Here is a 13,141-nt window from a genome sequence, read left to right on the forward strand (position 1 = left end):
TCAGACGAAAAGAAGTGCTCTACCTTAGACACGATGCGGACACGCTTAAGAAACCAGTAAACGACTGTTTTGCCCTTCACATAACAGCATGTGCTGTACAGAAATAACAAATGGGAGTGAAACCCAATTGCACCAGAGGAAAAACAACGAGCACGTGAAAGACGAGAAATCAAACTACGCAGATGGATGATCGGATTCTCATGGACTCTTCCCGTGTTCTCCTTCATGAGTCTCTTTGATGTTTGGCACAACATAGCTCATGCAAGTTCCAGTACCCATACTACCCAAACCGCATCGACGAACACCACATCCAACACAAGCGATAAAGTGCTGTTTAAAGAAGGAATGACCAGTACTCAGGTTTCTAAAATACAAGAACAATTAGCTGAGCTGGGGTTTTTTAATGATTCCGTTACGTCATATTATGGTCCGGAAACCGCCGAGGTTGTGAAGGAATTCCAATCCCAATACGGACTTTCCGTAACAGGAGACATTGATTCGAAAACTTTATCTGCACTCCAAAGGGCGGTGAAACAGTACCAAACCAACAGCTTGAGTTCGTCCTCTTCGAACAGTGATTCAGGAGGCAGCGGACAGCAGACTGAACAGTCGCCGCCTACTGATAGCGAAAGCTCGTCCAGATCCAATTTTGATGACGGCAGCTCAGGAAACGGGGATTCTTCCGGGTCACAGTCAACCGTCACACCGAGCCAACAACCATTCCCTGATACATCTTCGTCAGCTTCGTAAGGAGGCAATACTATGACATCAACAGCCTTTCGAGCGATGGGGACGAACGTGTATATGGAAATCCCCGATGCAGACGTAAGTGACTGTGTCCAATCCGAAATCCTAGAAACAGCAGTGGACGAAATGGCGAAATTGGAGTCTTTGTTAACTCGATTTATAGCTGATAGTGAACTGAATCGCTTAAACAATTCAGCAGGACGATGGACGGATATCGATCCGCACCTGTATAAGATTCTTCAGCTTGCAAAGGACTTCTTCGTCAAGACACGTGGTCTATTCAATCCGTGTCTAGGCACCATCATGAACGGGTTAGGTTACGACGTCTCGTTCGAACACATAACGACAAACAAAAATAACCCCATTTTTGAAATACCGTACGTGGCTCAAATGCATTGCCCATTCAACCTGCGGATGAATGAAAATAAATGTCAAGCATTCCTGGAACCTGGACACAGAATTGACCTAGGGGGCATCGCAAAAGGTTGGATTGTACAGCAGGTCGCTGCGAAAATGCGAAGTCTGGGAGCCAAGCAGTTCGTGTGTAATGCCGGCGGGGACTTAATCTGCAGTGGATGCAACGGAAGGCGGCCTTGGGTCATCGGTATCACCGACCCTTTCGATCCGAAGCGTAACATCATCTTACTCGACATTCGCAACCTTTCGATTGCAACCAGCGGGACGTATAAGAGAACGTGGAACAATCAAGGAAAAGTCGTTCATCACATAATTGACCCGTTCTTAGGAACGCCTGTCGAGTCGGACATTGTATCCTGTAGTGTTGTACACAAAGACCTAGTGACTGCAGAGGTACAGGCAAAAGTAGCACTTCTCATGGGAACCGACACAGCCGTGCCATGGTTAGAAAGACAGGATTGCGCCGGATGGGTACTCGTAAAGCAAAATAGACTGGTGGTTAAATCATGCAACTTATCAACGAACAACAACGTTTCCCATTCATCTATACGTGTGTAATTGTCGGAATTGTAATTGCAGGTGCTAACGTAGTTACACACGTGATAAACCCTGCACCTGCAAACGCAAATCAACTGTATTGGTATATGGCGAGGTCTTCAGGTTTTACATCCTATGGCTTGTTATCGTTGGCCGTATTGCTGGGCGCCTCGAGTTCGAGTGGGGTATGGGATCGGCTCAAATTGAGGAAATTGATGACGCAAGTGCATCAGTACGCATCGTTACTTGTGTTTCCGTTTTTGTTCTTTCATTTATGGGGGGTGTACTCTGACAAGTCTGTTCTATTTACTTGGGCTTCCATCTTGGTGCCGTTTATAGATACCTATCGAGTTGTGCCAATCGGCTTAGGGATTCTCGTATTATATGGATGGATATTGTTGATTGTAACATCCTATTTTCGTGAAAAAATCGGTGTAAAGGTGTGGAGAGGGATTCACATGGCCGCTTTCCCAATGTTTATTTTAGTCACCCTTCACAGTTTACTCTCGGGAAGCGACACGGGAAAACTATGGTCGTCTCTCGTTTACCTCGTGCCTTCGGTACTATTTGTCATCATTTTGTTTAAACGGTTTGCAAGGAAAAGCCCAAGGAATTCATACTGATTCACTCGAGTCCGCAAACCATCTGATGTTCAATTTCCGGTTTATTGAATGAATCGCCATAAACAATAAACGCAAATGGCCGCCATATGACAGCCATTTGCGGACGAAAAGTGTCAGCGAGTTGCTGCTGGCTAACACATATCGTGCGGAGAATGGAGCAGAGACTCTCCATTTACGAGTTTGTCGAGTTATCACTAGTTGACGGTGTTGCGTTCGTGGAATTTGTTGCGCTCGGTGAAGTTGTAGAACTTGTAGACGACGAGTCACTGGTAACGCTAGGCACGATACTTTCAATTTGCCACAGGCCTGTTGTAGGGTCTTTGTCTAGCGTCCACGTATTGTCTTGATTCACTGTCTTTACCGTTCCATCGTTGTAATCAATAATATCTGTTTCCTTTTGATCTAGAACAACTTGAGTTGCGGTCGAAGTGACAACACTTGTCGAAAACGAGTTGTCATCTACAGATAATTGCTTGATGTTGTTTTCCGTACTGTATTGGGGCCAGTTAAGCTGATTATCACGGCTCTCAACTGCATTAAAGCCATCTGCAGTATAATAACCGGCAGCATAAAGCCCCTGGTCAATGTAAAACGGTTCGTTGTTATAGTCTTGCTGTTCTGTAGTGGCGTCGATATCCGTATCCATGTGGTCACACCAGGTACACAATGTCCGATGGCGTGCTTTCGGTTATGTTGTTGAATGGCTCCATGTCCCACGTATGTGTGCTTCCGTCCCAATCTTCTCCTGCATTGTAGCCAACGGTTATATCGTTTAAGAGTTGTTGAATGTACCAAATGGGCATGAATACAGTCGTCTCTTTTGAACTGGGGTCCACAGCAGAAATGGAATTGACCCGCTTTACTAATTTGTTGTTAAAATAAATCCCGTCTGCTCCTGTACCAACCTTGATATCTGATGTGTCGGTTGGCATCCATTCTGGAAGAGTGAACTCCCAAGTGTGATTGGTCCCATTCCATTGACTTTTGACGCCAAGGTGCTGCAACGCCGTTTTCACATACCAAGTGGCCACCCTTGCGTCCCTGTGCATGATTGTCGATTCGGGTCTTATGATCCAATATTTGTCTTGCCCTTCCATATAACTGGGGTAAAATCACCTTGTTTGGCTGACGACACAAACGCATAACCCTGAGTTGGGAACAGAGGAACAATGGACTGCTTCACACGTCCGGTACTTCTGTCGCCAGAATCCGTCAACCGACTTCGTCGATTTTGCTGAAAGGGTGCTTTACATCATGGATTTTCTTGCATAAGAGTTGCCCGAAAAACAAATCATCATAAGGTAATTTGTGGGGGGCATACATAATGACGAAGGCTACACCGTGGTTACATCCTGTTCTCATAAGCCTTGCTGTTGTGGCATTGATGTTTGCGTTATTTAACTTTGGGAACGTGAAACGAAGGCTAATTGGAAGACCCTTACGTACACGTGAATTGAATCAGTCGCATACGAAATTGGTTTGGGGAATCGCATTACCGATTCTTGCCGCTGACTTGTATTCATCGGTGGCATATGGCCCTGAAGCTGGAATTACGGAGCTAAGCAAACTAGGGCCTAGCGTAAAATGGATGATCATACCCATCACAGCGTCTACTGTTCTCCTGTTAGTCATCCTCATTACGTCGTACATTATGGGGGTGATTGCCTACCCCAGTGGCGGCGGCGCTTACGCCATCGCAAAGGATAACTTCAAGGGAAAATGGATCGGGCTGGTGGCAGCGAGTGCGCTTCTCATCGACTACGTCTTAACCGTCGCTGTATCGGTATCGTCTGGAATTCAGACGATGGCGTCGTCGTATCCAGTGTTAGTCCGGCACGAAACCTCCCTTTCCGTACTTTGTGTGCTGATTATTTTATTTGTTAATCTCCGTGGCGTGAGTGAGTCTGCCAAAGTGTTTTCCGCACCCACACTTTTCTTTATGCTGTGTATGCTATTCCTAGTCGGTGCTGGGTTTGTCGACGAAATGCATCATGGATTTGTACAACCACAAACGCCACCATGGGGAACCGTTCCTCAAGGATTAACGCTGTTGCTGCTGTTAAAAGCATTTAGTGCCGCGTGCTCGTCATTAACGGGAATCGAGACGATTTCCAATGCGGTTCCTATTTTCCGTGAATCCCAAACCGGTGCGATTAAGGCATACATCGCTCTTGGTTTAATCACCGCAGTCACATTGCTTGGTTTTTCGTACAACCTGTACGTTCAAGGTATTTCCGTCAAACCGAATAATACGATGCTATCGCAATTGCTTCTGGTTTACTTTGGACACGGAGTGATTTATCAGATCATCATCTGGGCGACGCTCCTCGTTTTAATTCTGGCGGCCAATTCCACGTTTACAGGCTTCCCACAACTTTCTGCACTCGTTGCGAGTGATGGATTTCTCCCCCGCGCGCTTGTCATGCGGGGAGACAGACTCGGCTATTCAAACGGAATGATTGTGTTAGCCGCTTTATCGATCCTCTTGATTGAGGTGTTTAGCGCCCAAACAAACGCCCTGATTCCGTTGTATTCAATCGGAGTATTCCTCGCGTTTACCATTGCACAATTGGGCCTTACACGTCGCTGGATGAGAGTAAAAGGCCGTGGATGGAAGGCAAAGGCGATCATCAATTTGTTCGGAGCCATTGTCACGACCGTTGTGTCCATCGTGGTGGCGGTGACCAAGTTTACCGGTGGCGCATGGATTGTCCTGGTCATTTTGCCGATTTTGGTCTTTCTCGCGACACGCATTCGAAAACACTACAACAACGTCGCGGATGCACTCCGAATGGATGTAGAGCATTCTCCACCGGTGGAACATCGCGTGATTTCAGTGGTACTGGTATCAAGCGTCCATCAAATTGTACGACAAACAGTATCCTTCGCACTTAGTACGACAAACGAGGTGGTTGCCCTATACATTGGATTTGACGACGAATCCATCAAACGAATGGAGGACAAATGGGAGCAATGGGGATCGCCCTGTCGGTTGATTACTGTGAAAAGTGAATATCGCTCATTGCTAACCCCACTGTCCCGTTTCATTAAGAGATTGGAGAACTATGAGGGAGGGAAACCGGATCACATTCAATTGCTCATCGGTCAATTTATTCCGAAGAAATGGTGGCACCAAATCCTGCACAATCAGTCCTCGTTACTGATTCGGACCTGGATGATAAAACATCGTGACGTAGTTGTAACTACCCTGCCTTTCCACTTACCGAAATAATGATACGTCGGGAATGGGCGCGTTCTGTTTGCGCGCCCATTCCGTTGAAGAACTGGTACTTGGCCACACGGCGTTGGCCTCCATGGCACCTTTCGCAGAAGGCCTCGGTAATTACATCCGCCGTCAGAGACGGAGTGGATGCCATAAGTTTCTTACACGGGACATCATCCCCAGAGCTCGGCCTTCCACAATTTGCAAAATCCTGCTGCACCAACAGCCGAGCAACGTTCCAGCAACCATAGCCCGCTGCATTTTATGCTACACTGTGGCAGAGTATAAGTAAGTGATAAGGGGTTATTGACGCTGAAACTGGTATCTTGGAATGTGAACGGCTTACGGGCGTGCGTAAATAAAGGATTTCCCGAGTATTTCAATGATATCAATGCAGATATATTCTGCGTTCAGGAGACCAAGCTACAGGAAGGGCAAATTCACCTGGAACTTGGCGAGGATTATGAGCAATACTGGAATTACGCCCTGAAGAAGGGGTATTCCGGAACCGCGGTGTTTACGCGAATTAAGCCACTATCCGTACGATATGGTCTGGAAGAGGAGACAGAGCCCGAGGGGCGAATCATTACGCTTGAATTTGGCTCCTTCTATCTTGTGACGGTATATACCCCCAATGCGAAGCGTGATTTGTCGAGACTGTCATATAGACTGGAATGGGAAGAGCGGTTCCGCAGCTATCTCCTTCAGCTTGACGTTCAAAAGCCGGTGATCATTTGCGGTGATTTGAATGTCGCCCACCAGGAGATAGACCTGAAGAATGCGAAGGGGAACCGCGGGAATTCCGGATTTACTGAGGAAGAGCGGGAAAAGATGACCCTGCTTCTAGAGTCCGGCTTCACGGACTCCTTCAGATATCTTTACCCTGACCGAACCGATGCCTATTCCTGGTGGTCGAATATGCCAAGGGTAAGAGAGCGAAACGTCGGTTGGCGAATCGATTATTTCCTCGTTTCATCGAGACTGCGCCCCTACATCGTCGACGCGCGAATTGACTCCGAAGTATTTGGGAGCGATCACTGCCCCGTTGTACTGGAAATGGACGATTTTTGACCCGTATTCCACGCCACCTAAAAGTAAAGGGCTCCACGACAATGTCGTCGAGCCCTATTCTGATACAGAGGCCAATCGTGGCTTTGCACAAACACTTCAAATCCTCCGCCTGCCAGTGCTGCGAAACAGACGGACAAACTGTGAGGTACTCCTTGTTTCGGAACTTCAGGCCGTTAAACCAAACCGAAGTATTCCTTCGCATTGTCGTAACAGATTCCCTGAACGATGCGCCCTATTAACTGTAAATCGTTTGGCGCCTCTCCCTTCTCGACCCATTCACCGAGCAAATTGCAAAGCAGGCGCCGGAAGTACTCATGGCGGGTGTAGGACAAGAAACTCCGAGAGTCGGTCAACATCCCGACAAACCGACTCAAGAGACCGATATCGGCTAATGTCTGCATCTGATGGAGCATGCCTTCTTTGGTATCATTGAACCACCATGCCGCTCCAAGTTGAAGTTTTCCAGGAATTCCACCTCCCTGGAAACTGCCAAGCAACGCAGCAAGAACGGGATAATCCTTTGGATTCAAACTATAAAGAATCGTCTTTGGCAGCGAATCATCCATTTCCAACGTGTTTAGCAACTGGCAGAGCTGTACCGCCAATTCACCGTCGTGAATTGCGTCATAGCCGGTATCCGGACCTATGCGCTTAAACATGCGGGTGTTGTTATTGCGGGCTGCATGCATATGCAATTGCATGACCCAGCCAAGCCGCGCATACAGCTTGCCGAGGAATACCATCGTATAGGTTTTATACTTGTGCTCCTCCTCGAGGCTAATTGCTTCATTGTTCAACGACTTGTTAAAGATGGTGGAGACTTCCTCTAGGGTCGTGAACTCAAAGGGGACCGTGTCCAGGGCATGGTCTGAAGCCCTGCAGCCTACCTCGTGGAAAAACTCCGCCCTTGAGGTGATTGCATCTAAAAGGCCTTGATAATCCGAAATCGGCGTCCCAATCGCCCGTTCCAGTTTATCAATCCACGGGAGGAACGTATCTCGCCGAATCTCTAAAGCCTTGTCTGGGCGAAATGCAGGTACCACCTTCACGGGAAACGTCTTGTCTTCTTTAAGTCTTAAGTGGTATTCAAGGGAATCGACCGGATCATCGGTGGTGCAAATGACTTGGACGTTCGATTTTGTAATGAAGTCTCGTACGCGAAACCCTTCTTGATTCAATAAAGCATTTGTTTTATCCCAGATTTCCGGGGCCGAGGCTTCGTCAAGCAATGTCTCAATACCGAAGTACCGCTGCAACTCGAGGTGTGACCAGTGGTATAGTGGATTTCCGATGGTCATTGGTACAGTCTTGGCCCAGGCCAAAAACTTGTCGTAGTCACTGGCATCTCCCGTTATGAACGCTTCGTCTACTCCGTTTGCGCGCATTAAACGCCACTTATAATGATCCCCACCGAGCCAGACTTCAGTAATATTGCGAAACTGATAGTTCTCATAGATTTGCTTTGGGCTCAAGTGGCAGTGGTAATCGATAATCGGCATGTTCTGCGCATAGTTTTCGTACAGCTCCACCGCAGTCTGATTCGACAACAAAAATTGGTCATTTAAAAATTTCTTCATGTTCATTCTCCTCTCTACCGCTCCCAAGAAGTCGCGTATTTCCCTGTGCTTGAGCGAAAAACCTCAGCTTTCAACGCCGTGAGCCTAGACCTGCCCATTCTTCGCGGCATCAATACGATCCACCGCCATCCGCACCCGATTTTCAATGGAATCCCAATCGGAGTGAGCAATTTCCCCCTTCGAAGCAAGTGAACTGCCCATGCCAACGCCCACCGCTCCAGCGCGGATAAATTCTGCCGCATTGTCGACTGTGATCCCGCCTGTGGGGATAAACGATGTGCCCTTAAACGGACCTAACAAATCCCTTAAATACGCGGATCCAAGAGACGATGCTGGAAACAGCTTTAAAACCTCAGCCCCAAGACGCAACGCCTGAACCACTTCTGTCGGAGTTGCAACACCTGGAACAAAGGGACGCCCCAAATCTCGAGCCGTCTCAATGAGCTCTGCATCAACATGAGGACTCAGCAGAAAGTCTGCTCCAGCTTCTACTGCCTGTTGTACTTCTTCCCTCGTCATCAATGTGCCAGCACCGATGAGCAGTTGACTCCCATACTCTTGACGGATAGCCCGAATTGACTCAAACGCACCTTCCGATTCAACTGTAACCTCGACGGCTTTAGCACCGCCTGCGATGACAGCTTGACATAAAGGCAAGACTACTTTTGGAGACAGCTTTCGAAAAATCGCAACTACCCCGGCGCTTTTCACGCGCTCCACCGCATTCTCCAGGTTCATCGTGCAACATTCCCCCTCCCTGACAACTCCTGTACAACTTCGGACCACGATGGGTAACCGGCGTAATCCCCCATGCTAGTGACTGCAAAGGCACCTACAAGAGAGCCTAAGCGCATGGACTCTTCGATACTCCATCCACGGAGCATCCCCGCAAGCCAACCTGCGTTGAAGCCGTCACCGGCACCGACCGTGTCAACCACGCGAGTGACTGGCCACACTGGCACTTCAGTTTTCACACCGGCAACGCTTCCCGCGGCGCCACGTTCCCCCAGTTTGAGCATCACGCCCTGGCCAGCAAACCCGTGTTTACGGATATATTCCTCGATCACGATGACCTCATCGGTCCCGAATAGCAACTGCGCTTCTTCGTCACCAAGCAAAAACCACGTAATGTAAGGCAGTACCTGCTTGACACACTCACGCCATTGCTCCACATTCCCAAGCTTCAGACGGACGTTGACATCAAAGGAAATGGGGATGTCGAGTGTATGACATAACTCGAACAACTCCGTTGCCGCCTGACGACTGTCGGCGCCGATCATCCAAGTAATGCCCGTTGAGTGCACCCAACTCCACGTGCCAGCCTGAAGTTCATTTTGCACGTCTACAGGATTCCATCCTCCAACCGCCATAGACGATGTGGAGCGATAGTAATAAACGGATGTCCGCCCCTGCAATCCCGACCATTGCTTAAAGAACATCCCAGTTGGCGCGGACGCGTCTTGCTGTACATATCGCATATCGACCCCCTCTGCACGACCGGAGTGGAGAATGATTTGCCCCAGTGGATCAGTTCCCACACTGCAAGCAAACGAAGCGTTGATGCCCAGCCTGGCAAGGCCAACCGCTGTATTCAATTCAGCCCCCGCTGCGTAAGGGCGCAGTTGGTGCGTGGTTGAAATTTGACCTTCAGCATCGGGTACAAGCACGACAAGTGGTTCACCGAACGTGAGAACAGAGGGTAATGCTGCCGGTTTGTCTGTCAATTTCAATTCCTCACTTCTCCCCAATGGCGCAAATTACCGATTCTAATGCAGAGATGGTTCCGTGCGCTCGCGCACTGCGAATGAATGCCGCAATCCCCTCCCGCAGGCCATCTATCTCGTTGAGGTCTTGGTTCCAAAGTTCAGTTTTGCCAAGGAGCATCGAGATTGTCGCCTCTAGTCCCACAGCGGTTTCTTCACTCCATATGTCCGCAATCATCTGAACCATCTCCGCGTCGTCTCGGATGGTCCAACGTTCTGTGGGGTTATCTGCATTGCGATAAAAGAGTAGCTGAGCTGCAATCGCTGCTGACAACAAGGCAGGCACGCGCTCGTGATTCTGATAGAACTCGTACAAGGTCGGCAACAGACGCACACGTATCTTCGACAGCCCATTCAAGGTAATGGAGTCCAACTCATGGTGAACGAATGGATTTTTGAACCTGTCGACGACGGATCCGGCAAACTCTACTACCTTCGCTTTGTCTACAGCAGGAATGCTCGATAGCAGTGTCGGAACAATTTCCTCATTCATCAGCCTCTGCACAAACAATCCCAATACCGGATGATTCATCACTTCCCCGACCGTTTGAAGTCCAGACAGCAGTCCCAAAGCACACATGGCGGTATGGGCACCGTTCAATATCCTTACCTTCTGCATTCGGTAAGGTGTCACATCTGAAACGTACGGTACATTCAAACCAATTTTCTCAAACTGCCATTCTCGTTTCAGGCGTTCGTCTGCTTCGATGGCCCACAGGTGAAATGGTTCTCCAACCGTCACCAGCTCATCTCGATACGATAGGGCGAAGAGCAAGTCATGTGCGTCTTCACCTTGGGGAAACCCAGTTACAATCCGGTCGACCAACGTGTTGCAAAAATGATTATGCGACCGCACCCACTCCGTGAAGGGATGAGGCAATCCCCAATCGTCCGCGTGGTGAAGCACGATTTCGCGAAGCTTATCACCGTTGTTGTCAATTAATTCACAGGGAACAATCGTCATCCCAGCTGATGCTGCCCCATCAAAGCAATAGTAACGATGATACAGGTAAGCCGCTAATTTACCTGGGAAAGATTGCACGGGCGTTCCTAATTTCAGTTCCTCTGGAGTGTATTGAATACCAGATTCCGTGGTGTTGGATACCACGATATCAATCTCCGGATTCTCAGCACACGCAAGGAACTCCCCCCAGTTTTGGTAAGGGTCTATTCCTCGACTCACGGAAGACACGATTTCTTGTTCTTCGACTTGTACCCCCTGTTGCAACCCCCGCAACCACACCGTAAAGAGCCCATCTTGCCGATTCAGTTGTTCGATATTTGGCGCTCCCGTTTTACGCGGGGCAACGACGACGATACGACCGCGAAACAGTTTATTTTTATTCAGGCGATGAATCATCCAATCCACAAAACCGCGCAGGAAATTTCCTTCCCCAATCTGAAGTACTCGTTCAGGGAATGCCAAGATGCCCTTGTCGGGACAACAGTCTTGCGACAGCAGTGATCGTTCGCGATTTCCGGTCACAGTGTTACACCGTCCTTAAAGATAGCAATTTCGCGGAAGCCGTTTTTCTCGTTCCGAGTTTGTACCCGCCCAGAGGCGATGTCGATCATCGTGTTATACAATGAGGCCGCCAAGGATTGCATATCGTCCCCCTCAACTAGGCTTCCGGCATTAAAGTCGATCCAATTTCGCTTTTTCTCATATAAACTAGTATTCGTTGAGATCTTGACCGTCGGAACCGCTGCGCCCATCGGCGTTCCACGCCCAGTGGTAAACAGAACCATGTGTGCACCTGCTGTGGTCAACGCGGTAACGGAAACCATATCGTTTCCTGGCGCCTGCACGAGACTGAGGCCAGGCTTCGTTGCCGATATCCCATAAGGCACCACATCGACAACGGGCGATGTCCCACCTTTTTGGATACAACCGAGTGATTTTTCCTCTAATGTCGTAATACCGCCGTCTTTATTGCCTGGTGACGGGTTTTCGTAAATCACTTGATGATGGCGTGTATAGTAATCTTTAAAATCGTTGATGAGAGAAACGACATCCCCAAACACCCGGTCGTCGACAGCGCGGTTCATTAAGATGGTCTCAGCACCGAACATCTCCGGTACTTCGGTCAAGAGCGATGTACCTCCCTGGGCTACCACCAAATCCGATAGTGCACCTACTAACGGGTTGGCAGTGATGCCGGAGAAACCATCTGATCCGCCGCATTTCAACCCAATCTTGAGACGGCTCACCGGAACCTTTTCCCGCTTGAAGGTACGCGCGTAGTCAGCTAATTCACGCAGTAAACGCATTCCCTCTTCGAACTCATCTTCGATATCCTGGAGTGCCAGAAACCGAATTTTCTCTTCCGGTACATCGTTCAAAAACGGACGAAATTCTTGAATTCGATTGTTCTCACAACCAAGTCCAAGGACGAGAACGCCAGCCGCGTTCGGGTGACGTACGAGCCCAGCTAATGCCTTCTGCGTGTACAGAAGGTCGTCTCCAAGTTGAGAGCATCCATACGGGTGAGCAAAATGATATACACCGTCGATCCCGTCACCTCGAAGCTCCGAGTCAGCCATCTTTGCCAAAGTTTCAGCTGCTTTGTTCACGCAACCAACAGTATTTAGGATCCAAATCTCATTCCGAACCCCTACATCCCCGTTTTCGCGAACATATCCATCGAAAGACGCGGGAAGGTCAATGATCCGCTCCGATGGTCGCGTGACGGATGGTTGATACCGGTATTCCTCTTTGCCGCTGAGGTTCGTCTTCGCGTTGTGGGTATGCACCCACTGGCCCTTGCGTATGTCCACCGTCGCGTGTCCAATCTGGTACCCGTATTTCATGATGTTGTCTTGTACAGGTATATCCACTAAGGCGATTTTGTGCCCTCGAGGAATGTCTTCCATCACCTGTAGGGTCCCACCGGAATATTCAACGCTGTCTCCGGCCGAAACAGGGACCGTTGCGACAAGAACGTTGTCAGTTCCATGTATTCGCAACGCCTTGGCAGCACACATCGGTTATATCCTCCATTCGCAAGAAGAATTGTTATCTCTTCACCAAAAATACTTCCGATATAACATGTATATGTTAATTGTAACACAAAAACCATCTAGGAAAGCGAATTCATTTTTGAACTTTCAGCTTGGACGGGCCACCACATATACGATAAATAAAGAAATTCTATGCATCTTCTTTGGATGTTAAGTCTAACA

General features: G+C 48.7%; 12 protein-coding genes. 5 read left to right on the forward strand and 7 right to left on the reverse strand.

Annotated features, from left to right (window positions below):
- Positions 1-225: 225 nt before the first annotated feature.
- Genes NZD89_RS23850 through NZD89_RS23860 form a run of 3 tightly spaced genes read left to right on the forward strand, consistent with a single transcriptional unit; the run spans position 226 to position 2,324 of the window.
- Entirely contained in the window at positions 226-750 is a 525-nt protein-coding gene (locus tag NZD89_RS23850; protein WP_268005176.1) for a peptidoglycan-binding domain-containing protein, read from the forward strand.
- Between the two features lie 12 nt (positions 751-762).
- On the forward strand, positions 763-1,722 hold the full coding sequence (locus NZD89_RS23855; protein WP_268005177.1) for an FAD:protein FMN transferase: 960 nt from the start codon (positions 763-765) through the stop codon (positions 1,720-1,722).
- A complete protein-coding gene (locus NZD89_RS23860) occupies positions 1,671-2,324 on the forward strand; it encodes a ferric reductase-like transmembrane domain-containing protein (protein WP_268005178.1) in 654 nt (217 codons plus the stop codon). The genes NZD89_RS23855 and NZD89_RS23860 overlap by 52 nt, the downstream gene beginning before the upstream one ends.
- A 172-nt stretch (positions 2,325-2,496) precedes the next feature.
- Here NZD89_RS23860 and NZD89_RS23865 read toward each other — a convergent pair whose 3' ends face one another.
- Entirely contained in the window at positions 2,497-2,970 is a 474-nt protein-coding gene (locus tag NZD89_RS23865) for a hypothetical protein (protein WP_268005179.1), read from the reverse strand.
- Positions 2,971-2,974: 4 nt separating this feature from the next.
- Positions 2,975-3,340 (reverse strand): hypothetical protein, encoded by a 366-nt coding sequence (locus tag NZD89_RS23870; protein ID WP_268005180.1) that lies wholly within the window; start codon positions 3,338-3,340, stop codon positions 2,975-2,977.
- A gap of 308 nt (positions 3,341-3,648) precedes the next feature.
- Here NZD89_RS23870 and NZD89_RS23875 point away from each other — a divergent pair, with 308 nt between their 5' ends.
- A complete protein-coding gene (locus NZD89_RS23875) occupies positions 3,649-5,556 on the forward strand; it encodes an APC family permease (RefSeq protein WP_268005181.1) in 1,908 nt (635 codons plus the stop codon).
- Between the two features lie 303 nt (positions 5,557-5,859).
- On the forward strand, positions 5,860-6,618 hold the full coding sequence (locus NZD89_RS23880) for an exodeoxyribonuclease III (RefSeq protein ID WP_268008600.1): 759 nt from the start codon (positions 5,860-5,862) through the stop codon (positions 6,616-6,618).
- Between the two features lie 173 nt (positions 6,619-6,791).
- Here the strand turns inward: NZD89_RS23880 and uxaC are convergent, their stop codons facing one another.
- The 5 genes from uxaC to NZD89_RS23905 form a co-directional block, all read right to left on the reverse strand.
- Positions 6,792-8,195: a glucuronate isomerase gene (gene uxaC, locus NZD89_RS23885; protein WP_268005182.1), complete on the reverse strand. Its 1,404-nt coding sequence runs from the start codon at positions 8,193-8,195 to the stop codon at positions 6,792-6,794.
- Positions 8,196-8,279: 84 nt separating this feature from the next.
- Entirely contained in the window at positions 8,280-8,933 is a 654-nt protein-coding gene (locus NZD89_RS23890) for a bifunctional 4-hydroxy-2-oxoglutarate aldolase/2-dehydro-3-deoxy-phosphogluconate aldolase (RefSeq protein ID WP_268005183.1), read from the reverse strand.
- Positions 8,930-9,925, reverse strand: a complete 996-nt coding sequence (locus NZD89_RS23895; RefSeq protein ID WP_268005184.1) for a sugar kinase — start codon at positions 9,923-9,925, stop codon at positions 8,930-8,932. Before NZD89_RS23895 ends, NZD89_RS23890 begins: the two co-directional genes overlap by 4 nt.
- A gap of 4 nt (positions 9,926-9,929) precedes the next feature.
- Positions 9,930-11,444 carry a tagaturonate reductase gene (locus NZD89_RS23900; protein WP_268005185.1) on the reverse strand — a complete coding sequence of 505 codons (1,515 nt, stop codon included), beginning with the start codon at positions 11,442-11,444 and terminating at the stop codon, positions 9,930-9,932.
- Positions 11,441-12,943 carry a UxaA family hydrolase gene (locus NZD89_RS23905; protein ID WP_268005186.1) on the reverse strand — a complete coding sequence of 501 codons (1,503 nt, stop codon included), beginning with the start codon at positions 12,941-12,943 and terminating at the stop codon, positions 11,441-11,443. The genes NZD89_RS23900 and NZD89_RS23905 overlap by 4 nt, the downstream gene beginning before the upstream one ends.
- Positions 12,944-13,141: the final 198 nt, after the last annotated feature.

Origin of the sequence: Alicyclobacillus fastidiosus (assembly GCF_026651875.1) — a bacterium.
Lineage (GTDB): Bacteria > Bacillota > Bacilli > Alicyclobacillales > Alicyclobacillaceae > Alicyclobacillus > Alicyclobacillus fastidiosus.